We start from the raw sequence: 26,555 nt of genomic DNA, 5'->3' as shown, positions 1-26,555 counted from the left end.
AATGCCTAAGTCAAAAAACTATATTTGACGTGTTTTTACAGGAGTGTTCCCTTAGGAGAGTGGGAGACTTCCTCCGCACCCCTATTCCCTAAATCCTAGCCCCTATCCACTTTTTTTACATTTTCGGTGACACTTTTAACCTCCACAAGTGTTACACAGGCATGGAAAGGATAAATTCCGCAGATCGCATGGCGTTTTCTAGACTGTACGAGGCCTACGCCCCGATGGTTTACCGTCGCTGTATGGCCCTGCTCAAGGACGAGGCGGAGGCTTCGGACCTGATGCAGGACGTGTTTTTGCGGATTTATGCCGGCATGGACCGCCTGAACCTGGACAGTCCCAGCAGTCTTTTGTGGAATACGGCCACCAGGCTCTGCCTGAACCGCATCCGCGACAAGAAGCGCAGGGGGCTGGACGTGGATTCCAGCGAGCTGTTGCTGAATATCGCCTGCGCAGACGACGAGCAGGAAGGCTATGAGGCTCGCGGCATATTGGCGAAAATTTTTTCGCGGGAGCAGGAATCTACCCGGACCATTGCGGTGTTGCACTATGTAGATGGTATGACGCTGGAAGAAACCGCCGAGATGGTGGGGCTTTCGGTAAGCGGGGTGCGCAAGCGTTTACGCACCTTGCAGGCAAGAGTTAAAAACCTGGAGGTGAAGTGATGATTCCCGACTGGAAACTGGAAAAATATTTGACGGGCGACTTGCCTGCCGAAGAAATGCGCGAAATCCGCGAGATGGAGGCGACAGATGAAATCTTCGCCGGTCGCGTGAAGATGCTGCGGGAGGACAATGCGGCAATCCTCAAGAAGCTTCCTTTCGAAAAACTTTCGGAAAAGATTGCCATGATGCCCGGACGCTCCAATGCGGGAGCCGGCAACACGGTGCGTGTGAATTTCAAGTTGGTGAAACTTGCCGCCGCCGCAGCCCTGGTGCTTGCGGTGGTGACGGTGGCACTGTTCGGCCAGCGTTCCCTTTCGGAACAAAATACCCAGCTTATGGAAGTGGCCATGGTCGATGCTTCCAGTGACGATGGCCTGCGTATTAAGGGACTCTCCGCCCGTATGGAAGTCTGGAAAAAGACAGGCGATAGCGCCGTGCAAATGGAAAATCTGGGAGAGGCTCGGGAGGGCGACGAAATCCAGCTGCGTTACGCCGTTGCCGAAAAATGTTTCGGTCTGCTTTTCAGCATGGACGGGAACGGGACCATCACCATGCACATGGGGCGGGAGAACCGTGCGGTGGAACTGGAGCCTGGCAAGATGACCACGTTGCCCTTTGCCTACAAGCTGGACAATGCGCCCAAATTCGAGAAGTTCTTTTTCTTGACCTCAAAAAGTGAATTCGAGTTGAACGCGGGGGACATCGACGCCTCGCTGAAACAGGAGGGCGTTAAGGCAGTAAGCCTCACGCTTCGCAAGACGGAGGGCAAGTAAGATGATGAATTTGATTAAAAAGATGGATGCTTCCTTGTCGCTCCAGATAATTTCAGTTGTTGTCCTTGTTTTGTTGGCCGCGGCTTCCAGTGTTTCTGCCGCCCAGGAGATTCAGATTAACCGCTACGTACTGGCCGTAAGCGCCAATTACGGCGGCGAGGGCCGCCCCACCCTCCGCTATGCCGCAAGCGATGCCCGCTCCTTCGTGAACGTGCTGAAGGAAATGGGCGGCGTGCAGGCCGGAAACGTCGTGGAGGTGAAGGAACCCAGCGTTGCCGCGTTCCAGCAGAAGATTGACGAACTGGACAAGAAGATTGCAAAGAACAAGTCGGCAGGCGGCCGCGACGAGGTGCTGGTCTATTACAGCGGTCATGCCGACGAAAAGGGCCTGCGTCTGGGCAAGGAGACCTTCGCCTGGAAGGCGCTCCGCACAAAAATCGATTCCCTCCATGCCGACGTGAAGATTGCGGTGATAGACGCCTGCGGTTCGGGAGCCATTACCCGCGCGAAGGGCGGCGTGGCGGTTCCCGCCTTTATGGTGGACAAGAGTTCCGACATGAAGGGCTATGCCTTTATTACCAGCAGCACGCAAGATGAATCCAGCCAGGAAAGCGACAAGCTGAAGGGTTCCTTCTTTACCCATTCCCTGGTGAGCGGGTTACGCGGGGCGGGCGATATCAGCGGCGATGGCAAGGTGACCCTTTCGGAAGCTTACCAGTTTGCCTTTAACGAGACGCTCCAGAAAACGGAAGCAACCATGGGTGGCGCCCAGCACCCCAGCCGGGACATGAACCTGGCCGGTACCGGAGACGTGGTGATGACGGATTTACGCAGCATGAACGCGGGTCTCGACATCGGCGAAGACGTGGAAGGCCGTCTGTTCATCCGTGACGAGCGGGGCGAGCTGGTGGCGGAACTTTACAAGAAGGCAGGGCGGCCCATCAACCTGGGGCTTGCCGCCGGCAAGTACAGCGTGCGTCTGGAACGTCCTGCCGAATACAAGGAGGCGAGCGTCACCCTGCAGGACAATTACCGTGCCCAGCTGACGCAAAAACAGTTCAGCGCCATCGTGGCCGAAAAGACTACCCTCCGGGGCGAAATCGCCCGCCGCGGGGACTGTGCCTCCGGCGATACTACCGCCTGCTCCCTGGATTCCCTGGACCACAACGGAAAATACCGCGTGACCTTCAACCTGGTGGACAAGGACCGCGAAGCCCGCAAGGGCCTGCAGATGGGCCTGTTTGTGACCCGTACCGACAGCTATATGCTGGGCTCGCAAATCAGTATCTTTGCAAACATCGCCCGCAAGGAAATGCACGGCCTGCAACTTACGGCGGTGTTCAACGGCGCGAAGGAGCATTTCGAAGGGGCGCAGGTTTCGGGAGTCATGAACTATGCGGGTTCCTTTAACGGAATCCAGGCGTCTCCCGTGATTAACGTGGCCAAGGAGAATTCTTCGGGTGTGCAGGTCTCGGCTACCATGAACGTGACCCGCGATTCCCTGAACGGCGTGCAGGTGGCCCCTGCCATCAACTACGCCCGTGAAACCAAGGCCCAGATTTCTGCCGCCCTGAATGTGGCCAAGGAAACCCATGCCCAAGTTACTGCCGCGGCGAACATCGCGAGAGAATCCGATGTGCAGGTATCCGCTGCCCTGAACGCGGCAAAGAAATCCGGTGTGCAGGTGACAGCCGCCCTGAACGCTGCCAAGGAATCCGACGTGCAGGTGGCTGCCGCCATGAACGTGGCGGGCAAGCTCAACACCGCCCAGGTGAGCGTCCTGAACATCGCGGGCCGGGCGGATGGCCGCCAGGTAGGCATCTTGAACATTTGCGGCCACTGCGAAAGGACTCCCGTGGGCCTCATCAACATCGTGGGTAACGGCGTGTGGAGCGTCATGGGTTCTCTCAACGAGATGGGCGCCCTGGGCGTTTCCCTCCACATGGGCACTGCCTACCTCTACACCGCCCTTGAAGGAGCCCGCCTGATTGAAAAGGGAACGGGGTTCAGGCACTTTAGCGATGTCTCCGAAGCGGGTCTCGGTCTTGGAACCCAGTTCGGCAAGTACGGCAGCCACATTGACTTGGAATACATGTTCCTGATGGAACACGACAAGGTGGCTTTCAACTTTGACGATTCTGATTTTGAATACGGCTCCGATGGCGTCAATTTCCACCACCGTCTGCGCCTGGGCTACACGACTCAAGTGTTCCCCTTCTTCGGGCTTTCGGTGGGCGGCACCCTCAATCTCGCAGCCCAGGGCTATGGCGAAAAGATCCTAGTAAAGCCCCTCAGCGAATACCACGACGACTTCGGCCACGAAGGGGATAAATTCCGCTTCTGGCCCGGATTCTACGCCGGCATTACCGTCGGAAAGTTCTAGCCCCCCCCAAAAAAAAATAATCCCTCATCTGCTTGAAAAGGCGGATGATTTTTTTTGTTTTTTACCAATATATAAAAATAATTGATTAAAACCAAAGAAATTATGCATTTGACAATATCAATCTTTGGGTATATATTAACTGTGTTAAAAGAAACAACAGTGAAACCTTAACAAAGGAGTTCATCATGAAAAAGTTGTCAGTTGTATTCCTGGCCTGCCTTATGGGTGCTTCCCTGGCAGTTGCTGCAGGTAACCAAAATGCTCCCCGTGTCATCCGTGTGACCATGAACGATGGGACTATCCACGAATTCTTGGTGGAGTCGGTGCAGAACATGACTTTTGACGCGAACCAGGAGGACAGTTCTTATGTTCTTCCCGATACGCGCGAGCCGGAGCCCAACCTTACCGAAGAAGAGGACAATCCCTACGTAAAGTCCCGCCCGACTTCTCCAAAGGTTGAAAGGAAGGTCGCTCCGGTAATGGTAAAGAAGGAGCAACCTGTACAGGTGACCTTCGATGCCGACAAGCAGGCGCTGGAGTTTTTCTCCGAGCAGGGCGGTGATGCTCGTTTTATCATGATGGACGCCATCGGTTCGACGGTGGTCAAGGGCGATGTGTACCTCTCAAAGGGTTCCACCGTTTTCCCGGTCCGTAATAGAAACCTCAATAGAGGCAGCTACGTCGTCAAGCTGGTATTTGGCGGCAAAACCATTCAACAAAATCTGACGATTAACGCCAAGTAAAGGAGCCTATCATGTTTACGAAATACTTTACCGCTGCTGCGGTGACCACCATGTTTGTTGCTCCTTGTGCACTGGCAGGTCTCGCGAATATTCAAATCGGAGAAGACTCCGTATATACCGCTGGCCTTGTGGGCCTCGATTCCATTACCTTTCCCAAGACGCACTACGTGGGGGAGGATACCTTAAACATTCAGGGCTATGGCCTCAAGGCGTTCAAGCCGATTGGGCTGAAAAATGTCAAGGGCATGACCTTCGACACTCGTTTTGGCGACAATGAGAAGCTAAACTTGATCGTGACCAGTACTGCGTTGAAGGGGTCTTATTCCTTCAATCTTTCTGATGTGAAGTCGGTGGAAACCGCTGAAGTGGACCCCACGCTGGACACTGATGGGGACGGCATTCCGGATTACGATGAAATCTTCAAGTTCAAGACCAATCCCTATGCCAAGGATACCGATGGCGACGGTTTTGAAGATGGCGAGGAACTCTTCGAACTCTTCAATCCCGAAAATCCCACGGTTTGGAACCCCAACGTGGCGGATCTTCCCAAGCTGGAAGTCACCATGACCATGACCCCCAGCATAACGCTGAACCGCACCACCAGTTCCAACACCACGAAGACTGTCACCATTTCCGAAGGGGAATCGGTGCAGAATACCCAAAGCATCAGCTTCAGCGAAACGGAAAGCGCCGCCTTGATGAGCGCTTGGAACATTGGTTTTTCTGCGGGTTACGCCAGCAATAGCGGGCAGTTCGTGGTGAATTGGGGTTATAATGGTAGTTATACCGAGAGTGAGGGCCATACCCTGACTGAAAATCAGTCTAAGGCCATTACCCAGAACTACAACAAGGCCGTTGCCGAGGCCATGTCCGAGGGCGAGTCTATTTCTGGGGGTACCCTCAGCATGCAGGCGCGTATCACCAACACGGGTAAGGTGGCGTATAGCATTGAGAACTTGATTCTGGCTGCTAGCACCTACACCCTCTCTGGTGACATCAAGATCATAGCAGAACTTGCCGTAGGCGATGGTTACGGCGAAGATAAGTGGACCCGTATCACTCTGGCTCCGGGAGAATCCAAGGAACTGAAGTTTTGGAAGAGCGGAATTTCTTTGGATGCCTTGAATAGCTTTATCTTCAATCCGGGCGCCATTTTCCTTTCGGCCAGTGCTTACAAGATTACCTTGGATAGGAGCAGAACCGGGATGACTACGGACTTTACGGAGGCTTACACGAAGGTGTCTGGGACAACGGCCCGAGTGACCTTCGACAAGGGGGCGTATTATGCTGATTCGAGAACTCGCTTCTTGGACTACCGGGTCTCTACAAATTTCAAGGTCAACAGGAATGCGAATAACAAAAGGAACCTGCGTGCTCCAGTTTATCTGTCGGAATTTCTGGATATCCTCCAGATGGACTATGAACAGGACACCATGATGGTCGGGAAGGATAAGCGTTTTGGCCTGGTTATGCTGGACGGTGTGGAAAACAACATAATGAAAGGAGATACTGCTGTATGGTTTGTTGCTGTGAACAAGGCGGCTACACCGGAGCGGACAAATATCTACTCCGTAGCAATCGGTAACTTCAACCTTGATTCCATTGTGGTGGGTGCCGGCGATGTAGTTCAGTTCATCTACAACGAAGACCGGGATCACGACGGCGTTCCTGCCAGCATGGAAAAACTCCTGGGCACCCGTGACGACATGAAGGACACTGACGGTGACGGAATCAGTGACTTTGATGAAATCAATGGCTGGACCAAGAACGGAAAGGGACCCTTTGTGACAGATCCGACCTTGAAGGATACCGATGGGGATGGAGTCAATGACTGTGAAGACGAAAATCCTGTGGCCCGCCCAATCTCATCGATTTCGGTTGTCAATACCTGGAACTTTATTGATGAATCGCATAAACAGGACATCGAATTCCGGAAGGAATGCAAGAAGACCGGGGCAAAATGTGCTGTCAATGGGGATTCGCTGATTACGACAAAGGATGTTCACGGTGCCCAGGTTGCGGTGAAACTTTCTACAGTTGATCCGGTAAATGCCGAGGACGGCGTGGTGGTATTCAAGAACGGGGTCCAGGTTCCTGTTACGCCAATCGGAGTGAAAGGTTCTGGAAAAAACGCCGAGGCCAAGAATTTCAAGTTTACCGTGGATAAGCTGGTTCCGTTTGAAACGGCCGAGGTGAAGGTGGTGGTGACCGCAGAAAATGGGAACAAGGCCGCTTATTACCTGAATATTCCGTCGGGTCTCAATACTCCACAGGAAATGATTTTGGGACGCAATGCGGACCGTAATAGCATCATTGTGAATTATATTCCCGATTCTCTGGATACTCGCATCTTGGGATATGTCGTGGTGCGGGCGGAGTACGATAAGATTGACGATGATGCGAATGTGCTGGGAAAAACCTTTGCCATCGCTGCAAGCTCAATAGCTCGTATTTTCGGTAAAGCTTCAAAGAATGACGAACCGAAGGTTCAGCCGAATAATAAGATTCTGGAATCCTACGTCAAGAAACCCACTACGGTGCAGCCCAAAGTTGGTGACAACTGGGGTAATGGTATGACCGTGGTTGCCTTGAACGGCCGGAACGACAAGTTCTTTACTGACAAGGTGGGTGGAGGTAGCCCCTACTACACCTACCGCGTGTTCGCCTATGCCTGGGATGGAAAGCAGTATGTCTTCTCCGAAGGCTCCGAGGCCAAGACTCGCGCTGTCGGCCGTGTCAAGATGAAAATCCAGAATGTGGGCCACGGTACCGAATACCAGTATAAGGCCCGTGAAGCCCGTGTTGACCACGAACTGAGGGGCCTGTTCAAGAACGGAAACCGCGAGCTGCATGAATACAAGTATTATTTCAGCAGAGGCGGCAGCGTGAGTAAGGGAAACACGATCCATTACGAGAGCAAGTCTGATTCCAAGATAAGCAAAGATGACAATGCGGTAGAAATGGATCGGTACAAATACACCTATGATATAGGCAAAGGTGGGTTGACGTTGTTCTTGAGCATTCGTGCTCAAGGTGGCGGAACCAATAGACAGACCGTCGATTGGCCTTACGAAAAGATCGCTCAGTCGTTGAATGACGTGCCCGGTGTTGCCACTAGCAAGAATGGCGATGCACCCAAGAATGATTGGATCGAGTCCAAATTCAACTTTGGAAGCAAGGGCGTGTCCTACTCGGGAAGCGATGCCTGCAGCGGAACCTGCGGCCATGAACCTCGTGGAGGCCTGAAATTCAAGTTCAAGTACGTTTGGGCCGATGAAGATTAATAAAAGTAACACATTCAACCCCGTCAGGTGTTTAAACGGCAAATAGGTTCGCCTATTTGCTATTTTTGTTTGCAATTCGGGAATCGTTTGTTGAAAGTCTGGTCATACATCGTCTTTTTGTTGTCTCTGGTGGCCTCTCTTGCTTTTGCGCAAGGGACGGAAGGTTCCGCGCAGTCCGTTCCCGGCTCTGCAACAGCAGACTCTGCAAAGGCCACGGGCATCGTCTTCAACGGCGTGGTGCAGGACAGTTCCTTTGCCGCTGGCGAAAAGCTCAACGTTGAAATTCTTGAATCCGGCGAGGCGCTCCAGACCACCGTGGGCAAGCCCTTCAGCGTGGTTCTCCCCGAGGACACCCTCTGGAATATCTGCGTCACCAATTCCGACACGGCAGGGGCCGAGAAGGAAAAATGCTACGAACTCAAGTACGTCGGAGCAGAAGGCGCCTTCTCCCAGGCCCTGGGCGACGGGTTTGTTTTGGGTGAAGGGGAAAGCCTTCCCCTCGCTCCTGCTGATTGTCATCCCCGCGAAGGCGGGGATCTCCAATCATCATCCGCTACCCCTTCGAGCGGGCGGACAGCACTTAGCGATTCATCGCTTAGTGCGCATGGCCACCAAGGTGGGGACACCCCGCAACGCCCCGACTCCGCTAGCGACATGAACGTTGATTCCCTCCTTGCCGCAGGCAACAATGGCAAGGTCACCGAACTCAAGAAGGTGGTGGTGCAGCTGCGGCGCCGCCCCAAGCGCAGCCCCGGCGAGTCCGTGGTGTCGGCCAAGTCCATCAAGCGCATGCCGAGCCTCGCCGAGGCCGACGTCATCAAGAGTATCCAGGCCCTCCCGGGAGTGGTCGCCAGTTCCGATTTCAGTTCCAAGATTTACGTTCGAGGCGGCGCCGCGGACCAGAACCTGTTTCTGTTCGATAACGCCGTGGTCTATTCTCCGGTCCATTTCTTCGGGCTGTTCAGCACATTTCTCGTAGAAGGCATTGACGATGTGAAGTTCTACAAGAGCGGCTTTCCGGCCCAATACGGCAACCGCCTGAGTTCGGTACTCAAGATGGACGGCCGCGCGGGCGGGCAAGACACCGTCGATGAATGGTTCAGCAAGAGCAGCATCAAGATAAGCACCTTCGCCGCCCAGCTCCATACCGAAGGCCATCAGGGCCCCGCCCGTTGGGTGGTGGCGGGGCGCACCACCTACATCGGCTATGTGCTGGACCTGTGCAACGCCATCGGGCTTTTGGATCTTGATCTGGACTACGAGTTTACGGACCTGCAGGGAACGTTCCTGTACAATTTGACGGACGATACACGCTTCAAGTTCAGCTTTTATGTCGGCAAGGACGAACTGTCCTTTGACCCCCTTTACGTGGACTGGGGGAACGTAGCGATTCCTCTCGGGATATACCATCGTTTTAACGGCAACTGGGATTACAATTCCACATACGCTTTCAGCCGTTTTTACCAAAACATGGAAATATCGGACCTGATGTCCATCAGCATGAACCTGATGACCTTTTCGGGCAAGCAGTGGCTCAACTACCGCGGCGTCAAGGACCACGTGATAACCGGCGGTTACGAACTGGAATATACCTACGACCGCCTGGGAGAGCGGGTTTCTGACACCAAGCTGGAAGACAAGCAGAGGCCTTTCCACCATGTGGGCTACCTGCAAGATGCCTGGAAGGTTACTCCCGATTATTTGCTGCAATACGGTGCGCGATTCAACTACCAGACGGCGGCTAAGCATTTTGGTGTAGAACCGAGGGCGTCCTTGACTGTGAACCTGGACGAAACCAAGACGGTTGAATTTTATGGCGGCTATTATTTGCAATACTTGAATTCCATCATGTTTAGCGATCAGGAAACCTTGAATGAGTTTTACTACCCGGCCACCACGGACAATTACGGCAAGCAGATGAAACCCGCTTCGTCGTGGCTGTTTGCCACGGAATACAGCCACAGGAATTTGTTCGACGGCTACGACGCCACCGTCGGGCTCTATTACAAGACCCAGAGCGACCTCAAGACATTTGCCATGGATTCGGACTCCACCGAAGACGACAGCGAGGCCTCTGCCAATTCCCAAAGCATGGTCATGGCGGATTATTTCGGCACGGCGTCGGGTTATTCTTTCGGTTACGAGCTCTCGCTCCGCAAGGATAGGGGCTGGTGGTTTGGCGGAATCAACTGGAGCCAGAGCATAAGCGTTATCCGCTCCGACGACGGAACCAAGGCCTATTACCCTAGCTGGCATCAGCCCTACGCCCTGAAGCTAGACGCGGGCATCAACTGGAAAGGCGACGAGGACGCCCTGAAAAAGCATCCGGTCAAGGGCCGCTATTTCCGCTCCTCCATTGCCCTCAAGTATTCGGCGGGCATGCCCATCACGGGGTACAAGGGGTATTTCTACCGGGAGGATTTGGGAAACAGGAATTATTCCGACAACATCGTGGTGGTGCAGGGTAGCCGCAATGCAGAAAGGCAGACCGACTATTTCCGCGTAGATGTGAAGGTCATCGACATCGGCCGCGAAAACAAGTGGAATTTCAGCTGGACCATCATCAACCTGACCAACCACGACAACATGTTCTACTCCTTCTACGATACCCGCGAGAACCCGCCTGAATATAACGAAATATACCAGTTCCCCTTTTTACCGATTATGCTGAGTTATGAGTATTATTTCTAGACGAGAGACGAGAGGCGAAAGACGAGAGATAGAATGTAGAACCGTCATGGCGGGCTTGACCCGCCATCTAGCAGTTGTTTGTGTACTGCTTATGTTGACAGCCTGCGGGGATTTTCATGGGCCCTGGGAATACTACCCCCACACCACGGAAATCTATGCAGGCGTTTACACCTACGGATACATTATGGAGGGCGAGTCCCCGCGAATCTGTTTTTCCAAGATGTATGAACTGGAAGAATCCTCGGCAGAAAACTTCGCGTTCTATGACAGCGCCAAGGTGACCGTCCTCGACACCATGGCAAAATCCGCTCCCGTGCAGCTTGTCCCCGAAACGGGCAAGCCCAACTGTTTCGTGGCGGATTCGTCGTCGGGCCTTGTGGGCAAGACGGGCAATTCCTACAAGATGGAGGCGTTTTTCAAGTGGGACAGTTCCGGCGAAAAGGTTTCTACCACCTATAAGGCCGTTGCTACTATCCCCAAGAAATTCTCTGTCAAGAAGGTGAAAATTCCCCAGCAAGATGGCAAGACCAAGGATGTGGCCTTGAACGGCAAGGGATTTGAAACGAATTTCTTGACCTTCCCCAGGGACATGGATATCTTCAAGTTCTACACGGAACACGACAAGGATTTGGGCGGTGTGCTGGTGACGCTGACCTACGACAACGTGAACGGTGGCGAATCCATGAACACCACCATCCACAAGATGCTTTCTAACTTTGCGGACAAGGATTCCGCCGGCTTTGTATTCTCCCTGAGCAATAGCCTTGAAAACACCAAGAGGCTGGGGTACAACGACAATTGGACCATAGGCGGCTACAACAGCGCCGACACTATTTTCGTGTCGAACCTCTCTTTCCCCATAGGGGAATCGATGCTCCATTTTTATGCCACCGACAGCGCCTACATGGATTACGAGGACTATGTTTTGGAAGCCCTGGAAGACCCCCGGGTGGTTCCCGTGTCCAACATCGAAAACGGCATGGGCGTTTTTTCGGGCATGAAACGGGTGGATATTCCCGTAAAAATCAAGGGCGACGACTATTTGGAATTTGAATACATCAGGAGCGCCTCCTGCAAGCAGGCCGGCGACGACCCCGATGACAAGGAGGGCTGGAAAAACAGGGCCTGCAGGCTGTACCAGGATGTCTATTGCTCTGGAATGCCCTATGGGGATTCGGCAGCCGGTGGCACAGATTTGGTTACTGCCAATTCGAAGGCTAGTGCCTATTTTGCGGAAGGCGACTACCTGGTGAACGAGACCTGCTACCCCTCCCTGGTCAAGGCCGCCATGATGGTGGATACTACCAAGTGGTCCGTATTCCTGCCCGATACGATTGATGCCAAGGACAAGTCAAACGCCTACGCCGACGGCCTCAAGCGTTACTGCGTGGCAGGCAACTTCGAAAGCAACAAGATTGCGGACTGTTCAAGCCTCAAGAAGGACTGCCTGGAAAGCACCGAAAAGAACGACTGCCTGGAGTATTTCTGGGAATGGTGCGCCGACAGGGACTGGGATTACGGGAGGTTCCCCCAGTGTAAATCCGCCTTGGTAAGCCGCTACTACATAGAAGAACAAAAATCCCCCGTCTTGGCGAGGGAAGTCGAGCTGATTTGTAAGCAGGACAAGCCTGCGGTTTGCAAGAACTGGTGAACGGTCTACACCAGGTCCCAACCGCCGAAACCGCGGATGTCGGCGACACCACCGGCAAAAGGCGGATAAGCGGGTAGGGCTAGGTCAACACCACCTTTCCATGGTATAAAGATTCCTACGGCATTTTCTTCTTCTGAAACCAAATCGTCGCCCCAGGGATCGGTGCAGATGAACCTATGGGGTTCGCAATAGGTGGCGAATGCAGAGGAAACAGCGACGGCCATGGCGAAAGCGATAAATGCGGTTTTCATGATAGACTCCTTTTTTTGTATTTTATAAGAAAAAGGTTGAAACAGGAGGCCTGCTATGCAGTCAAGACTCAAAGAAGCAGTTGTGCTCGCTATCGCCATTCTTGGGCTGGGCGCTTTCCTCTATTGCGCCATGATTCACGTGAAGGACCGGGACCGTGTGGTTGTTGTGCGGGGGCTTGCCGAACGTGAAGTTCCAGCCGATTACGTAATTTGGCCTATCGTGTTCAAGGAAGCGGGCAACGACCTTTCGGCCCTGTACGAGACGGTCCAAGCAAAGACCCAGACCTTAGAAAAGTTCCTTTTGGATAACGGGGTCGCCCAAGAAGAAATCACCAAAGCATCTCCCGATATTATGGATACCCAGAGCGAACTGTATACCAGTGAAAAACGCCCCTTCCGCTATGTGGTGACCATGTCGCTGACGGTGGCCTCCAAGAATGTGGACAAGGTTCGTGAACTGATGGAAAAGCAGGGTGAACTGTTGAAGCAGGGAATTGCCTTTAGCGAAGGGGATTTCCGTTACCGCAAGATTTACAGCTTTAACGGGCTCAACGCCATCAAGCCCGAAATGATTGAAGAGGCCAATAAGGACGCCCGTGCTGCTGCCGAAAAATTCGCCAAGGATTCCAGGAGCAAGCTGGGTAAAATCAAGACGGCAACCCAGGGGCTGTTCTCTATTGAGGACCGTGACGAAAATACACCCTTTGTCAAGAAGGTTCGTGTGGTCACCAACGTGCAGTATTTCTTGGAAGACTAGTCGTTAACGGCGTGAATGAAAAATGAAGTTCAAGAGTATCGAAAAAATCCATTCCGGGAAGTTCATTACCCGTTACGACCTCCATTACGAAACGGCAAGCGGCAAGCCGGTTACCTACGAGATGATCAGCCGTGAACCGAACGTCAAGAGTATTGAAGACCTGCGGCGCCACAAAAATAACGCTGTGGTCCTGATAATGCACGACGAGTCCGGCGAAAAACTGCTGCTGTGCAAGGAATTCCGCATGGCGGTGGGGGAGCAGGTGGTGAATTTCCCTGCGGGACTCATAGACGAGGGCGAAACGGTAGAGCAGGCTGCTGCCCGTGAACTGCGCGAAGAAACGGGGCTGACCCTTTTGCGCATAGACGAAACCTGGAAAGAAAGTTATTCCGCCATCGGCTTTGCCAACGAGTTGAACGTGGTTGTGGTCGGTGTAGCCGCTGGTGAAATCAGGCCCAGCGATTCCGAGCGTGAAGAAATCGATGCCGCCTGGTACAGCAAGGAACAAGTGCGGCAACTGCTAAAGACGGAGCGCTTTGCGGCGAGAACCCAGGCTTATTGTATTCTCTGGAGCAGAAACTAGTCTTTCTCTTATTCGTTGATGGAGAACAATTTTCCCGAAAGCATCAGCCGGAGGGATTTTGCAAGAGAAGGCTTGTTCAGCAACTTGTCTGTATCCACGTCCTTCTTTTCGCCGTCCATGTCAAAGGCCAGGGTAGCCCCGTTGTCGGTAACGTCCATCTTGACCTTTGCACCCATGACAATGGGGACGTTTACATCGCCGTGGCCTGCAGGGAACCCGCACAGGACCGGGATGTTGTATTTTTTCAGGTACTTGGAAAGCATTTCTTCGGTAGTTTCGTAGTTCAGGTCCGTCCCGGAATCCTCAAATTCTCCGAGGATAACACCTTTCACGTTTTCCATGACGCCGTGGAGTTCCAGGGCGTTGAACATGCGGTCGATGTTGTGCAGGGATTCGCCCACTTCTTCCATGAACAGAATGATTCCGTCGCTAGAGAACACGTCGATGTCGCTTGCGCCTACCAGCGGAACGAATGTGGCCATATTGCCACCCACGAGAATCCCTTCGGCTTTTCCCTTTTGGTTGAACTTGTGCTTGGGAACCTTATAGGTTGGCACAGTGCCCTTGAGCAGGTCCCGCAAGAGGGTGCTGTTGTCGTCTTTTCCGCGGGTCTTTACGATAAACGAACTCATGGTGCCGTGGATGCTCATGACACCGGCCTTGGTTTCCATGGCATGCAGGGTGGTAATGTCGCTGAACCCGATGAGCCACTTGGGATTGTCCGTCACCAGCTTCAGGTCGATAAGGTCCACCAGCTGGATGGTGCCATAACCGCCACGGTTGCTCAAGATGGCCTTGATGCTGGTGTCCTTGAGGGCTTCGATGAAGTCGTCGGCCCGCTCCTGGGCGGTGCCTGCATACTTGCCCGCGTCCAGTTTGCCCACGTTCTTGCCGATAACGGGTTCAAAACCCCATTCCTTCAAGACGGCCGCCGTGTTCTGGATGTTCGAATCGGGCGTGGAGTAGGAGGGCGAAAGGAGTGCCACCTTGTCGCCTTTTTTGAGGAAGGCGGGGGCAGTGCATTCGGCAAGGGGATCCGCCTTGCCTTGGTCAGAGGCGCTGCTGGAGCTGTCGTCGGAGCAGGCGGTAAACAGGAGCCCGGAAAGGGCGATGGTCAATGCGGCGCAGGCCGCGCTATGGAAACAATTGGTCCTAAACATAGATTTACCTTTGTGCACAATATAGAAATATGGGGCAAAAGTTGATTATTTCCAGTGTGGCGGTGACATTTTTTGCAGGTTCCGGTGTTTTAAATATGTAATTTTGGTGCAACTTAACACAGAAGAATATGACAAGATTGAAATTTTTGCCCTTTGTCCTTTTGGTGCTGTTCCTTTCGGGATTGGCCCTTGCCGATTACGATTCGGAAATCCGAGACCTGAAACAGCAAAAGGAAAAGCTGAATTCCGAAATCCAGAAGCTGACCCGGCAGATTGCTTCTACGGATTCCCTGCTTAGGGCGGATGATTCCCGCTACAAGAAGTTGCAGGCCCGCTATAGCGAAGATTCGGAGCGCCGCCGTGCCGAAATTGACAGCCTGAACGTGAAAATCCGCGGCGTGGCTGCCCAGCTGCAAGAAGAACGGCAGAAACAGGCCCACGCCAAGAACCGAAACGACAACGTGGCCGCCAAGCGCAAGGCTTTGCGTTCGGCCATGCTTTCTATATGCAAGCAGTTGGAACGGCAGGTGGCCATGACGGTGCCTTGGGAACGGGATGCCAGGCTGGAACGGGTCCGCTCACTCGCTCGGGATATCGAAAGCGGGAGCGCCGCCGAAGAAGAAAGTTTTTCCCGTATCAAGGCGGTTATCCAGCAAGAAATCAAGTTCGGCGACGAGGTGGCCATTGTGAACGCGCCCCTTACCCGCAAGAACGGCGAATTGATTAACGCCCAGATTCTGCGGATTGGGAACCAGTGGATGGTCTATAGCGACGAAAACGGCACCGTTTACGGAAACCTGGTGCGCCGTGCAAGCAAGGGAAAAATCACCTACGAGTGGAACGAAAACCTGGAACTGTGGGAACGTGAAATTATCCGCTACGCGATAGACGTGAAACTGGCCAAGAAACCGCCCCAGATTATCGCCATGCCTGTCACCCTTTCTGTGGTAGGAGGCGAGAGATGAATTCGGAATTTGGAATTCGGAATTCGGAATGGCTGTCAAGAACAATGATGGCTCTATTCCTGTTGTTTATTATGCCAAACCTCTCTTGGGGTGCCAAAAAGAAGGATGCCGAGGAACAGGCCCGTATCCAGGATTCCCTGAAGCAGGTGGAAATCCAGAACCTTCAGCGCGAAATCGAAAGCCTTGCCCGTATCCGCTTGCAAAAAGCCGACTCTCTTGAAAAACTGGAAGCGGCCCACTGGAGCAAGCGTTATGCCGAATCCCAGCTGACCGAGGAACATCAGGTGGAGACCCGCGAACTGGACGGTCGCTACACGAAGCTCTCTACGGATCTGGGCCGCGTAAGCGAAGAAGTCCAGGCCAGCAAGGATGTTACCGCCGAAGCCGAAGAAACGGCCAAGGCCGAAGAAGATGCCTTCGAGGCTTTTAATACCCAGGTGAGACTTTCCATAGACAAGTCCCTGGACGAGATTACGGGAGATTACCCCGTGGGCATGGGGGAGAGACTTTTTTCCCTGAACAAGGCCCAGCGGGAAATGGCAAAGAAAAAGCCGAACACCTTGCCTGCCCTGAGGTATTATCTGAACGATCTGCTCGCCCGACACGAGATGACCTATACCCAGTCTTTCGGTCCTGAAAAGTCCCAGGTGGGGAGCCGCACTGACGTGGAGGTTTACCGCATGCGTCTCGGGACGGTGTTCCTGGGCGAGGCGGCTACGGACAACGGTGAGATTCAGGCGCTCCTGCGGACGGGCGCCTTGCAGGGCAAGCGCTACGAATGGAATGCCACGCTTCCTGCCGACATGGCGGAATCGATTCGCGGGGCCATCAACAACGCCTATTCGGGACTTTCCAAGTCGAACACGGTCCAGGTGGATGTCCCGATGGACTTGCTTCAGAACAAGGCAATCAAAAATTCTATTAGCAACAAGGGCGACGAATCGCTCAAGACGCAGTTTGCGGAATGGTTCAAGAAAGGCGGTATCGTGATGTACCCGCTTTTCTTGGTGGCGTTCTTTGCGCTGCTTCTTGCGGCGGAGCGCTTTGTTGTACTCATGTATCGCGGGCATTTGGGCAAGCGTTTCATGGCGCGCCTGAACATGCTTGTTCAGAACACCCGTTACGAGGAGGCCGCCAATCTGTGCCTGCAGCGCGGCACGAGTCTTGCCATGGTTCTTTTTGCGGTGCTCAACAAGGCGAACGACACCCGTGAAAATGCGGAACGTTCCTTGCAAGAGGCCCTGCTTCGGGAACAACCCAAACTGGAACGCCGCATGGGACTCTTGGCCGCCATGGGCACCATCGCTCCGCTTCTTGGTCTCTTGGGAACGGTGACGGGTATTATCACCTTGTTCACCGTCATCACCGAGGTAGGTACCAACGACGCCCGCGTGCTTGCCGGTGGTATTTCCGAAGCCCTGGTCACTACGGAAACGGGCCTTGTCATTGCCATTCCCGTGATGATCATCCACGGGCTTCTGAGTGAAAAAATCGAGAAGGTCACCAGTGAACTTTACATGCAGAGCATGGCCCTACTGAACAGGATTTTCGACAAGGAAAAATGAGCAATTCCTTCTACGTATTCGTTGAATCCCTGAAAAGCACGTACCAGGCCGGTGGCGTGGTGATGCTCCCCATTCTGCTGGTGGGAACTGTCGGATTCTACTACCTGTTTTACAGCTGGTTCCGTATCGGCTCTGACTTTTTCAGGCAAGATGTCCAGAAGGTCATCAAGAACCTGCGTCACGACCTGAATGAAGGCGGTGTCGAAAAGGCCATGTCTCGGTTGGAAAAACGCCGTGGAATTTTGGCCAGCGAACTCCGTTACGCCATTGAACATGCGCAAAAGAATCCCGAAGGATTCCGCGACATTATGCAGGTGCGCATGCTGGGAACGCTACGCCACATGGAAAAGGGAAGCCACATCGTGGCGGTAATGGCGGCGGCAGCCCCGCTGCTAGGCCTTTTGGGAACAGTGACGGGCATGGTCTCCACCTTCGAGGTGATTACCCTTTACGGAAACCAGAACCCGGTCCTTATGGCCGACGGAATTTCGGAAGCCCTTATTTCTACCCAGAGCGGGCTCTTGGTGGCGTTCCCCTTGACTTTGCTGAAACAGCGTCTGGATGAGCGTGTAGAAATTTTGACCCAGGACTTGAAACTCGGGGCCACGATTATTGACAATTATTTTGTAGGGTAATTATGGAATTTAACCTGCCGAGCAGAAAGAAAAAGGATATGGGCATCGAGATGGGCCCCCTGATGGACATCGTGTTCATCTTGCTTATCTTTTTTGTGGTCACGTCGTCCTTTACCCGGGAAACTGGCGTAGATGTGACCAAGCCACAGGCCCAGACGGCAAGCCAGCTGGAAAAGGAAAACCTGCTCATCGCCATTACCCGCGAAGGAACCATCCACATGAACGAGCGTCAGGTGGACTTGGCAAGTCTGCAAGATATCTTGAAACAGTCCCTCTCAAAAAATCCCGACAGGGAGGCCGTGGTCATTGCCGACAAGGGGGCAGAAACAGGCGTGCTGGTGCAGGTCATAGACATGTGCAACTTGGCCGGAGTCAAGAAGGTGTCCATCGCGGCTCAGGCGGAATAGTTTCGATGTGTAATGTGAAATGTGAGATGAGTGTGAATGTGTCATCTTCGTCACGGAACAGGTCCGGGATAAACTGGCGAGGATCTACTAGACGATTCTTTCGCCACTCACAACTCACAACTCATAACTCATAACTACAATGCGTAAGATTCTAAGGAAAATAATCAAGCGATCTCTGCTTCTCCTGGCGGCGGTTCTTTGTAGCCTGCTGCTGGTATTTTCTGTGACTCTTGCCAACATGTTTTTGACCGGAAAAATCTTCCACGAAAAAAAGTACACCAAGACAGAAGTCTCCGTAAAGAAGGTGGAAGAAATGGAAAAGAAGGTGGAAAAGAAAAAGCCTTCCCGCAAGCCGGAGCGGCAAAAGACCACCTCCCGCACGCCCAAGGCGGGCCCGCGCCTTGCCATGAACCTTGGGGTAGCTTCGGGTACGGCAGGGGCTGCCATTAACGAAGAACTGGTGGCGGATTTCCGCGGGGGCGCCATGTCCAGCGAAAAGGGCGATGTAGATAAAAAACCCGAAAGCAAGTCCATGCCCAATTTCCAGGTGCCGCCGCAAATTCGGGACCGGGAAATCGACGCTTCGCTCCGCCTGAGTTTTTGCGTAGATGTGGGCGGGCGCGCCTATGATATCCGCATTATCGAGGAATCTCCTGCAGGTTCCGGGCTTGCCGCCGCCGGTCGCGAGGCCCTTGGCCGCATGACCTTTGCCCCTGCAGAAAAAGACGGCAAGGCGGTGGCGTTTTGCGGAATGGAACAGCCTTTCGAGGTGAAGTTTAGGGACTGATATAGACGAAAGAACGGCACTGCGTGCCTACAGACGAGAGACGAAAGATTGCTGGTATGAAGATTTTGAGAAAGCAAATGATGAAAAAGAATCATCCCTTTGATTTTAAAGGGCGCTTTCGTCCAGCATCACTCTCGTCTCTCGTCTCTCGTCTCTCGTCTATTTTCCTCCTTACCATTCCCGCTTTTGCTGCGCAGTCCTCTTACGACCTGCTGGAGCGTGCCAACGCCCTTTACCGCAACGGGAAATTCAACCAGGCCATCATCTTGTACCATAAGGCCGAAGAACGTGGTGCCGACCCCACGGCCACAAGTTTCAATATCGCCAACAGTTATTACCAGATGGAAAAATATCCCGAGGCGGCGGCTGCCTACCGCAAGGCGGTGGATTTTTCAGACGGGGCGTTTTCCCCTGCGCTGTTCAACATGGCCAGCGTCTATTTCCGTCTGAAACAGTATCCCGAATGTATTGCCGCTTACCACAGGGCGCTGAAGCTGGAGCCGAACAACATTTCGGGATGGCTCTACCTGGGGGAGGCCTACAGCAAGGTAGGCGACAAGGTGGGAGCGCTCCGTTCGGTAGAAAAGGCCTACCAGCTGGACCCTGACGACCTGAGCATCGTCTATCAGCTTTCGGAGGCGAACATCGCCATGGACGATTACGACCGTGCCGTAGAAATTGTCCGCAAGGGCTACACGGCACACCCCGAAGAGGTGGATTTTCTGGTCTATCTCGGGGATGTTTTCCGCATGAACAAACAGTATGAGCAGAGTGCGGGTCATTACCGCGAGGCTCTGGGCGTGCGCCCTGACGATGTGAATGTCATGTATAAGCTGGCCGATGTCTTGGCCGAAGACAACAAACCCTTTGTGGCCATGGACATTCTGAACAACATCTTGCAAATCAAGCCGGACTTTTCCGACGCCGCCATTTTCCTCGGGAACCTGGCCTACGATACCAAGTTCCTGGACCGTGCAGAATACGCCTACGAGCTGGCGGCTAAAAAAGGAAATGCCGAGGCTATTTATGGTCTCAAGAATATGGCCTACGACGCCATGGCGAAAAAGCGTACCGATGAGGCCCGCCGCCTGTTGCTGCTGGCCCAGAAGTACTACCCCAATGACCAGTCCCTAAAGGCGGATTTGCTGGAACTGGAACAGTAGCCCGCAGGTCTTGCCGAATCTACGCCGCCGAAAGCAACAGTATAGCCAGCACCTGCCCGCTTAGAATCCGGAGCAGCATGGTCAAAGGATAGACAGAGGCATACCCGATGTTCACCGCTTCGCTGTCCGCCTGGCTGTTGGCAAAGGCCAGGGCCGGAGGGTCCGTGGTGGCGCCTGCCAGCACGCTGCAGAGTGAAAGGTAGTTCACCTTGAAAACCAGGTGCCCCACCACTGCCATGATGGCAAGTGGGAAGAAGGTGATGATGGCCGCAAGCCCCATGTAGTAGAGCCCGTCGCCGTTCAGGAGCACTTCGAAGAATTTGATGCCTGCGTTCAGGCCCACGCAGCTCAGGAAAAGCGTAAGGCCGAACTCACGGAGCATCAGGTTTGCGCTGTTGGCCATGAAAAAGTTCAGGGGCCCGATCTTGCGCTTGCGGCTTAGGAGGATGGCCACAATCAGCGGGCCGCCTGCAAGCCCAAGCTTTAGTGGGGTGGGCATCCCGGGAATGGCGAAGGGGATGCTGCCTACGATGACTCCCAAGAAAATGCCCAAGAACGCGGGCAGAATTTCAGGGTAGTCCAGGGCGGTCAGGGAGTTGCCCAATTTTGGGGTCACCGCGTCCAGCCCCGAAGCGGGGCCGACGATGTTCAGTTTGTCGGCGAACTTGATGCGCAAATCTAATCGGCCCGTAAACTTGAATCCGCTCCGGGTCACGCGGCTTACGGTCACGCCAAAGCGTTCTGCCAAAGCCAGGGATCCGATGGTGCGACCCAGTATTTTCTTGTTGGTCACGAGTACGGTCCTCACCTGGATGGGTTCCGTACTCTTGGCGGGAATCGTGGTGATGGGCGTGTCCAGGCGCTTGCCGATAATCTTTTCCATGGCGGCTACGGCCTCGGGCATGCCTACGATGTGCACCTTGTCGCCTTTTTCGATGACGGTCTTTCCGTTGGGGGTAAAGATGTTTTCGCCCCGCAAGAGTCGGGTCACCACCACACCGCTAGAAATCAGGTCCGGGATTTCTTTCAGCATGATTCCGTACAGGTTCTGGTTATCTACCGTAAGGCTGCAGGATTCGATTTCTTTGGTAGTGGCGGCGATTTCGTCGGCATAGTCGGTTGCCGCCTTGGCAGGGTTTTGCCGGAATATGACCCGCATGAGAATCATCACCAAAATAATTCCGATAACACCGAAGGGGTAGGCCACCGCATAGCCGATTCCTGTCAGGGATGTATCCACGCCGGCGGCGGCAAATGCCGAGTTGGCGGCTCCCAGGGACGGAGTGTTGGTGACGGCACCGCAAAGCATGCCGATAAGTACGGGCACGTTGTCGTGCATGCTGGTAAAGAAGTAGAGGCAGAGGGTCGCGATAACGCCCAGCAGTACGATTCCTACAGAAAGAATGTTCAGCACCAGCCCGTGCCTACGTATGGAATCTATGAATCCGGGACCCACCTGCATGCCGATGGTATAGACGAACAGGATAAGGCCGAATTCCTGGATAAAATGGAGCACATTTCCTTCGACGCGGAGCCCCAAGTGCCCAAGCAAGATACCCACAAAGAGCGCACCTGCACCGCCAAGGCTAATGCCCTTGACCTTGATTTTTCCGACCATGAGGCCGAGTGCCGCCGTGAGGGCAATCGCCACAACTTGTTGCCCTACCGAGGGCTGGGTGAATAGATTGATAAGCCAGGTCATTGTTTTTTTGGAGCGTGTCATCCTCGCGAAGGCGAGGATCTGCTTGAGGAAAAAGTGGTCAGTGATTAGTGGTTAGGCCGTAAGGCCATGGTTAGGGTGTAGGTCACAAGAAGTGTCATCCTGAAAAATAACAACTAACTTCACCGGAGGGGTGTAGCTATTTCTTGATGCAGCGGACAGAGGCGAAAATGTTCTTGTTGAAGTGTTCGTAGGCGATTCCGGAGTCGGTAATGCGGACAAGGTAAGCCCTGGAATCGTCATAGCTGTCGCTTGTCCAGAAGCTGGCGCTTACGCCCTTGTCGGCGAAGTTTCCGTCGTAGTACTTGAATCCGGCGAAGAGGGCGTTAAAACCGTTGGCGTTTTTGAGTGCGACGGGCTCGCTTGTGCCGAAGGCCGCCTTGAAGTCTTCTACGGTGGGGAGTGCCCAACCTGTGGGGCATACGTTACCCGATGCGGAGGCGAAGGTGTATAGCCGTCCGTCCGTATTGCAGTTGTCGTGGTTGTTGGCGTAGCACACGCTTGAATCCGGAGTGAACACGTCCAGGTTTTCGGCCATCCAGGTCTTTCCGCCCAGCGTTACGGTCTTGTAGGTCTTCTCGGGGCAGGCTAGGGTGTGGCCGGCCTCGTTGTAGGCGCAGTCCCGGTTGTCATTGCAGGCGGTAAAGGCGAAGGCGGTGAATGCGACGAGGGTTGTGGTGGCAAGTGTTTTAAGAACCGATTTCATGAGAACTCCTTTGAAGGTGCCTTGGGGCTTTTTTGTTTTCGGTGACAAAGATAAAACAAGATTTTGATATTGACTAATAAATAATTTTTTCATTTTTAATCACTTTTTTTGATGATTTTTTCAAAAATCCCTGTTTTACCCTTCTGTATCCTGATTTTATTGTTTATATTTGTGTTATAAAAATTTTTGATGAATTGGAGTTTTTATGGAACTGACCCATATCAAGTACTTTCTGGAAGTGGCACGTACCGAACACGTGACCCAGAGCGCCAAGAACCTGTGCATTGTGCAGCCTGCGCTGACACATGCCATCCACAAGCTAGAAGACGAACTGGGTGTCAAGCTATTCAAGTCCAGCGGCCGTAACATCAAGCTTACCGAAGCGGGTGATTACTTCTACAAAAAGGTGAAGCCCCTCTACGAAGACATCGAGGCCTTGCCTGCCCGCCTTCGCGCCAAGTCCGACAAGCAGGCCATTACCGTGAGCCTCAAGGTCCTGGCGGCTTCTTCCTTTGTGACCAATGCGGTTATCCAGTACAAGAAAGACGCTCCGGCGCTCCGTTTTTATCTGGTGCAGAAAGAGGAATCGTCCCTGTACGACATTTCCATCCAGACTTTCGCCAACTACCGCCCGCAGGAAAATCCCGACGAAGAGGTTTTTGTCTGTTCCGAGAACATCTACCTTGCCGTTCCCAATACTGCGGAATACAAGAAGCGCGACAGTATCTCTCTGCATGAACTGGGCGACACCAACTTTATCGGCCTGTACGGTTCCAAACAGCTCCACACCATCTGTGAAGATTACTGTAAGCGCATAGGCTTCCAGGCCCACCTGATTTTCGAGAGCGACAACGCCCTCATGGTAAAAGACGCCATCGCAGGCGGCCTGGGCGTGGGATTCTGGCCCGAGTTCTCTTGGGGCAAGGTGGACAACCGCAGAATCAAGCTCCTGAAGATTACCGATATCGAATTCAAGCGCGATATTGTGGTGACGCTCCTCCGCGGCAAGCAGGACAATTCCCATATCGAAGGGTTCTACAAGTTCCTGGTAAACCAGCTGAAGCGTTCCGCCGGCCGCAAGAAAGAGCAGTAATAGCTATTTTTGGCAGCCATGGAAAACAACTCGACAGATTGTGCGGCAAAGCCAACTGCCTCCAAGCCGAACTACTTTCCGGCTATTGACGGGCTTAGGCTTTTGGCCAGCGTGAACATCGTGATGCTCCACCTGGGCAGTTCCAGTGCTTTAGGCTACATGCAGGACTGGAAATGGCTCATGCCCATCATCAGCGCTCCTGCCTTTGCGGCGGGCATCTTCTACGTGTTTGCGGGATTCTTGTTTGCAAGCAAGTTCAGCGATCCGGAACGGCGCATCCCCGTGATTCCCTTCATGTTCGCCCGCATCGCGAAACTCTATCGACTGCATTTTTTCATGACGCTTTTGATGTTCGTGGTGTTGGTGTTCAAGTTCAGCGGCTACACTCATTTGCCAGGGCTTTCTGAAATCGGCGACTGCGCCTCGGCGGGTCTTGCCAAGATGACCCACCCCTGGCGAAGCCTGTTTTTGCACCTTTCCCTCACCTGGTCCATTGTACCGGACCTGGGCATGAAACTGAATGAGCCCTCTTGGTCACTGACTAGCTTTTTTATGTGCTACGCCATCACTCCCTGGTTCAGCCGCTGGCTTTTCCGCCAGAACTACCGCACGCTCTGGGTGCTGTTCGGCACGCTGTTTATTCCAGGAATTCTCTGGGCGGTTTTCTTCGGAGCTTCCGACAACCTGTGGTTCAGCGGCTACGAGGCCAAGTACCGTTTCTTCCACATCTTCGCTCCGGTCCGTATTTTTGAATACCTGTTCGGCATGGTGCTTTTCCGCCTGTACAGCGAGGGCGGTTTCGATTTTCTCAAGAAGAAGTTTGCAAGCGGCATTGCCCAGGCGGTGATTCTTGCCGCCATTTACGGGAGCCTGTTCCTGCTTCGGCCCGAATGGAACCCCGGCGTGAACTATTTCTTCCATCACAGCCTCCCGATTTTGCTCTACGGACTGTTCTTGCTTTCACTCCTGAGTGGCAAGGGATTTGCGGCCAGGTTCTTCTGCATTCCGCTGGTCCGCAAGGTGGGCCGCGCCAGTTTCTACCCCTACTTGATCCACCTGCCGATTATCACCATCGCCTGGGGACTGTGTAACCTGAACAAGCCCTTGAATACCTTGATCCTGATGGTCTTCATCTATACCGTCAGTACCCTGTACATGGAATTCAAGACCTGGCGCCGCAAGCGTGCCAAGGCGAAAGCGGCTGGGAAGTAGGAGTCAGAAAAGCCCATGGAGACAATCCATAGGCTTTTGAAATATTGAAGTGAATCGGACTCTTACTGTTTCTTGTTCAGCGTCTCGATTCTTTCCTGAAATTCAGCGACTTTTTCTGCAGACAGGCCCATTTCGCGTAGGACGGCTATGGAGTCAGCACGTTCTTCCTTGCGACCCTGGCTGAATCCTTCGGTCTTGCCCTGGACGAACCCTTCGGTCTTGCCCTGGACGAACCCTTCGGTACGGCCTTGCACCCTGCCTTCAGAAAAACCGATTTCGTGTTCTGCTTTCAAGTCCGTCATGTTCTTTACCTCGGCATTGAAAAGTTCCTCTACAAAGTTAATCAATTTCACAGAATCGAGCAAGTGCCGGAATGTCTCGTTCTGCATAATCTTTTCGGGAACGGGTTCTTCCTTAATAATTACCTTGATGGCACGGAGCCACTGCGCCGCCTCGGAATTGTCGTTTGCGGTGACTCCCGCTTTTTCAAGCTCGAAGAACTTGTCGATTTCAACAAAAATCTTCTGAACTTTAGGGAAAAATTTTTTACCGTGACACATTTCATCGACGTGGTGGATATATTCTGTGGGCTCTTCCGGGAACATCTCGAAATCGAGAAGTCCAAGAAAGTAGATGCGGGGCAGTTCGTATTTTTCGCTGGTGTGCACCTGGTTTTCGATAACGCGGGAGACATAGTATTCTACGCGGTCACGGAAGAAATCATCCCCCTGTTGTTGCACCTCTACCAGCACTTTTTCGCCTGCGTTGGTCGTGCCGATGATGTCAAGGATGCAGTCCTTCTTGTTAAAGACGCCTGGAAATTCCTGCATTTCAAGTGAGATATCCTTGATGGCATCGTCGCCCTGCAGACCCAGCATCGCGTTCACCAGCGAGATGAGGAGCGAGTGGTCCTTTTCCTCGGCGAAAACAATCTTGAAAATGCCGTCGCTAAGGATGTAGGCATATTTGTAAAGTTCCTGGTACTTGAGGAGGTTGTTCTTGTCAATTTCCATTGCCTTGAGCAAGGAATAGTGTTGTGTTCGATTCATGGATTGCTCCTGTTTGATTGTTGAGGAGTGTAAACAGGAGTATATGTCGAATGAACGCAGAACACCTGTTCACAAACCTGTTTATGACAGATTGATGAAGTCCACAAATGTGGACGGTGCTCTACGTTAATCATCATGGGGCCGACCCCCACAGGGATAGCTGTCTCACGAATTGCCGGTTGTCTTGACCTGCAAAGGGTGGACGATGTCAAGCAGAGAGTTAAACGGCCCGCCCGAATCGAATACGCTGTCAGCGGGATTGATGCTAAGACAATAACAATATACAAAAAAAATAGGGGATTGGGTCTAAGG

The 26,555-nt window shown here is 53.2% G+C and carries 22 protein-coding genes; 17 read left to right on the top strand and 5 right to left on the bottom strand.

Annotation, left to right across the window (positions count from 1 at the left end):
• Positions 1-161: 161 nt before the first annotated feature.
• The 7 genes from IKB43_08825 (at position 162) to IKB43_08795 (ending at position 12,190) form a co-directional block, all read left to right on the top strand.
• A complete protein-coding gene (locus IKB43_08825) occupies positions 162-665 on the top strand; it encodes a sigma-70 family RNA polymerase sigma factor (GenBank protein ID MBR2470236.1) in 504 nt (167 codons plus the stop codon).
• On the top strand, positions 662-1,438 hold the full coding sequence (locus IKB43_08820; GenBank protein ID MBR2470235.1) for a hypothetical protein: 777 nt from the start codon (positions 662-664) through the stop codon (positions 1,436-1,438). The genes IKB43_08825 and IKB43_08820 overlap by 4 nt, the downstream gene beginning before the upstream one ends.
• Position 1,439: 1 nt before the next feature.
• The gene (locus IKB43_08815; GenBank protein MBR2470234.1) at positions 1,440-3,821 is read left to right on the top strand and encodes a caspase family protein; all 2,382 of its coding nucleotides are present in this window, start codon (positions 1,440-1,442) and stop codon (positions 3,819-3,821) included.
• Positions 3,822-4,006: 185 nt separating this feature from the next.
• Complete coding sequence (locus tag IKB43_08810; GenBank protein MBR2470233.1) at positions 4,007-4,564, top strand: hypothetical protein; 558 nt, start codon at positions 4,007-4,009, stop codon at positions 4,562-4,564.
• A gap of 11 nt (positions 4,565-4,575) precedes the next feature.
• The gene (locus IKB43_08805; protein MBR2470232.1) at positions 4,576-7,848 is read left to right on the top strand and encodes a hypothetical protein; all 3,273 of its coding nucleotides are present in this window, start codon (positions 4,576-4,578) and stop codon (positions 7,846-7,848) included.
• A gap of 126 nt (positions 7,849-7,974) precedes the next feature.
• A complete protein-coding gene (locus IKB43_08800; protein MBR2470231.1) occupies positions 7,975-10,539 on the top strand; it encodes a TonB-dependent receptor plug domain-containing protein in 2,565 nt (854 codons plus the stop codon).
• 46 nt (positions 10,540-10,585) lie between these two features.
• A complete protein-coding gene (locus tag IKB43_08795; protein MBR2470230.1) occupies positions 10,586-12,190 on the top strand; it encodes a hypothetical protein in 1,605 nt (534 codons plus the stop codon).
• A gap of 5 nt (positions 12,191-12,195) precedes the next feature.
• Here IKB43_08795 and IKB43_08790 read toward each other — a convergent pair whose 3' ends face one another.
• Positions 12,196-12,441, bottom strand: coding sequence for a hypothetical protein (locus IKB43_08790; protein ID MBR2470229.1), 246 nt, complete (start codon positions 12,439-12,441; stop codon positions 12,196-12,198).
• 55 nt (positions 12,442-12,496) lie between these two features.
• On the opposite strand from IKB43_08790, the gene IKB43_08785 reads away from it, so the two are divergent.
• Both IKB43_08785 and IKB43_08780 read left to right on the top strand, forming a co-directional pair.
• Positions 12,497-13,198, top strand: a complete 702-nt coding sequence (locus IKB43_08785) for an SIMPL domain-containing protein (GenBank protein ID MBR2470228.1) — start codon at positions 12,497-12,499, stop codon at positions 13,196-13,198.
• 22 nt (positions 13,199-13,220) lie between these two features.
• Positions 13,221-13,781: an NUDIX hydrolase gene (locus IKB43_08780; protein MBR2470227.1), complete on the top strand. Its 561-nt coding sequence runs from the start codon at positions 13,221-13,223 to the stop codon at positions 13,779-13,781.
• Positions 13,782-13,789: 8 nt separating this feature from the next.
• Here IKB43_08780 and IKB43_08775 read toward each other — a convergent pair whose 3' ends face one another.
• The gene (locus tag IKB43_08775; protein ID MBR2470226.1) at positions 13,790-14,941 is read right to left on the bottom strand and encodes an LD-carboxypeptidase; all 1,152 of its coding nucleotides are present in this window, start codon (positions 14,939-14,941) and stop codon (positions 13,790-13,792) included.
• A 128-nt stretch (positions 14,942-15,069) separates the two neighbouring features.
• On the opposite strand from IKB43_08775, the gene IKB43_08770 reads away from it, so the two are divergent.
• The 6 genes from IKB43_08770 to IKB43_08745 all read left to right on the top strand — a co-directional run bounded on the left by IKB43_08770 (position 15,070) and on the right by IKB43_08745 (position 20,463).
• A complete protein-coding gene (locus IKB43_08770; GenBank protein ID MBR2470225.1) occupies positions 15,070-15,906 on the top strand; it encodes a DUF3450 family protein in 837 nt (278 codons plus the stop codon).
• A complete protein-coding gene (locus tag IKB43_08765; GenBank protein MBR2470224.1) occupies positions 15,903-17,471 on the top strand; it encodes a MotA/TolQ/ExbB proton channel family protein in 1,569 nt (522 codons plus the stop codon). The genes IKB43_08770 and IKB43_08765 overlap by 4 nt, the downstream gene beginning before the upstream one ends.
• On the top strand, positions 17,468-18,106 hold the full coding sequence (locus tag IKB43_08760) for a MotA/TolQ/ExbB proton channel family protein (GenBank protein ID MBR2470223.1): 639 nt from the start codon (positions 17,468-17,470) through the stop codon (positions 18,104-18,106). The genes IKB43_08765 and IKB43_08760 overlap by 4 nt, the downstream gene beginning before the upstream one ends.
• Before the next feature lie 2 nt (positions 18,107-18,108).
• A complete protein-coding gene (locus IKB43_08755) occupies positions 18,109-18,513 on the top strand; it encodes a biopolymer transporter ExbD (protein ID MBR2470222.1) in 405 nt (134 codons plus the stop codon).
• Positions 18,514-18,652: 139 nt separating this feature from the next.
• Entirely contained in the window at positions 18,653-19,300 is a 648-nt protein-coding gene (locus IKB43_08750) for an energy transducer TonB (protein MBR2470221.1), read from the top strand.
• 80 nt (positions 19,301-19,380) lie between these two features.
• The gene (locus IKB43_08745) at positions 19,381-20,463 is read left to right on the top strand and encodes a tetratricopeptide repeat protein (protein MBR2470220.1); all 1,083 of its coding nucleotides are present in this window, start codon (positions 19,381-19,383) and stop codon (positions 20,461-20,463) included.
• A gap of 19 nt (positions 20,464-20,482) precedes the next feature.
• Here IKB43_08745 and IKB43_08740 read toward each other — a convergent pair whose 3' ends face one another.
• Together IKB43_08740 and IKB43_08735 are read right to left on the bottom strand one after the other, a co-directional pair.
• Positions 20,483-22,165: a putative transporter gene (locus IKB43_08740; GenBank protein MBR2470219.1), complete on the bottom strand. Its 1,683-nt coding sequence runs from the start codon at positions 22,163-22,165 to the stop codon at positions 20,483-20,485.
• A 157-nt stretch (positions 22,166-22,322) separates the two neighbouring features.
• Positions 22,323-22,889 carry a hypothetical protein gene (locus IKB43_08735; GenBank protein ID MBR2470218.1) on the bottom strand — a complete coding sequence of 189 codons (567 nt, stop codon included), beginning with the start codon at positions 22,887-22,889 and terminating at the stop codon, positions 22,323-22,325.
• A 205-nt stretch (positions 22,890-23,094) separates the two neighbouring features.
• Between IKB43_08735 and IKB43_08730 the strand changes: the two genes are divergently transcribed.
• Together IKB43_08730 and IKB43_08725 are read left to right on the top strand one after the other, a co-directional pair.
• Positions 23,095-23,982, top strand: coding sequence for a LysR family transcriptional regulator (locus tag IKB43_08730; GenBank protein MBR2470217.1), 888 nt, complete (start codon positions 23,095-23,097; stop codon positions 23,980-23,982).
• Positions 23,983-24,000: 18 nt separating this feature from the next.
• Positions 24,001-25,194: an acyltransferase gene (locus IKB43_08725; GenBank protein ID MBR2470216.1), complete on the top strand. Its 1,194-nt coding sequence runs from the start codon at positions 24,001-24,003 to the stop codon at positions 25,192-25,194.
• 62 nt (positions 25,195-25,256) lie between these two features.
• Here the strand turns inward: IKB43_08725 and IKB43_08720 are convergent, their stop codons facing one another.
• On the bottom strand, positions 25,257-26,243 hold the full coding sequence (locus IKB43_08720) for an Rpn family recombination-promoting nuclease/putative transposase (GenBank protein MBR2470215.1): 987 nt from the start codon (positions 26,241-26,243) through the stop codon (positions 25,257-25,259).
• Positions 26,244-26,555: the final 312 nt, after the last annotated feature.

This window comes from Fibrobacter sp. (genome assembly GCA_017503015.1).
In the GTDB taxonomy this organism is placed as follows: Bacteria; Fibrobacterota; Fibrobacteria; order Fibrobacterales; family Fibrobacteraceae; genus Fibrobacter.
This window is presented reverse-complemented; position numbering and strand designations above follow the sequence as displayed.

What these genes read in the sequence shown, in the direction of transcription:
- IKB43_08815 (MBR2470234.1), top strand. Translation starts at nt 1,440, where the DNA reads ATGATGAATTTGATTAAAAAGATGGATGCTTCCTTGTCGCTCCAGATA.
- IKB43_08770 (MBR2470225.1), top strand. Translation starts at nt 15,070, where the DNA reads ATGACAAGATTGAAATTTTTGCCCTTTGTCCTTTTGGTGCTGTTCCTT.
- IKB43_08795 (MBR2470230.1), top strand. Translation starts at nt 10,586, where the DNA reads ATGGCGGGCTTGACCCGCCATCTAGCAGTTGTTTGTGTACTGCTTATG.
- IKB43_08785 (MBR2470228.1), top strand. Translation starts at nt 12,497, where the DNA reads ATGCAGTCAAGACTCAAAGAAGCAGTTGTGCTCGCTATCGCCATTCTT.
- IKB43_08745 (MBR2470220.1), top strand. Translation starts at nt 19,381, where the DNA reads ATGAAAAAGAATCATCCCTTTGATTTTAAAGGGCGCTTTCGTCCAGCA.
- IKB43_08740 (MBR2470219.1), bottom strand. Translation starts at nt 22,165, where the DNA reads ATGACCTGGCTTATCAATCTATTCACCCAGCCCTCGGTAGGGCAACAA.
- IKB43_08725 (MBR2470216.1), top strand. Translation starts at nt 24,001, where the DNA reads ATGGAAAACAACTCGACAGATTGTGCGGCAAAGCCAACTGCCTCCAAG.
- IKB43_08735 (MBR2470218.1), bottom strand. Translation starts at nt 22,889, where the DNA reads ATGAAATCGGTTCTTAAAACACTTGCCACCACAACCCTCGTCGCATTC.
- IKB43_08790 (MBR2470229.1), bottom strand. Translation starts at nt 12,441, where the DNA reads ATGAAAACCGCATTTATCGCTTTCGCCATGGCCGTCGCTGTTTCCTCT.
- IKB43_08825 (MBR2470236.1), top strand. Translation starts at nt 162, where the DNA reads ATGGAAAGGATAAATTCCGCAGATCGCATGGCGTTTTCTAGACTGTAC.
- IKB43_08810 (MBR2470233.1), top strand. Translation starts at nt 4,007, where the DNA reads ATGAAAAAGTTGTCAGTTGTATTCCTGGCCTGCCTTATGGGTGCTTCC.
- IKB43_08760 (MBR2470223.1), top strand. Translation starts at nt 17,468, where the DNA reads ATGAGCAATTCCTTCTACGTATTCGTTGAATCCCTGAAAAGCACGTAC.
- IKB43_08730 (MBR2470217.1), top strand. Translation starts at nt 23,095, where the DNA reads ATGGAACTGACCCATATCAAGTACTTTCTGGAAGTGGCACGTACCGAA.
- IKB43_08720 (MBR2470215.1), bottom strand. Translation starts at nt 26,243, where the DNA reads ATGAATCGAACACAACACTATTCCTTGCTCAAGGCAATGGAAATTGAC.
- IKB43_08780 (MBR2470227.1), top strand. Translation starts at nt 13,221, where the DNA reads ATGAAGTTCAAGAGTATCGAAAAAATCCATTCCGGGAAGTTCATTACC.
- IKB43_08765 (MBR2470224.1), top strand. Translation starts at nt 15,903, where the DNA reads ATGAATTCGGAATTTGGAATTCGGAATTCGGAATGGCTGTCAAGAACA.
- IKB43_08750 (MBR2470221.1), top strand. Translation starts at nt 18,653, where the DNA reads ATGCGTAAGATTCTAAGGAAAATAATCAAGCGATCTCTGCTTCTCCTG.
- IKB43_08775 (MBR2470226.1), bottom strand. Translation starts at nt 14,941, where the DNA reads ATGTTTAGGACCAATTGTTTCCATAGCGCGGCCTGCGCCGCATTGACC.
- IKB43_08805 (MBR2470232.1), top strand. Translation starts at nt 4,576, where the DNA reads ATGTTTACGAAATACTTTACCGCTGCTGCGGTGACCACCATGTTTGTT.
- IKB43_08755 (MBR2470222.1), top strand. Translation starts at nt 18,109, where the DNA reads ATGGAATTTAACCTGCCGAGCAGAAAGAAAAAGGATATGGGCATCGAG.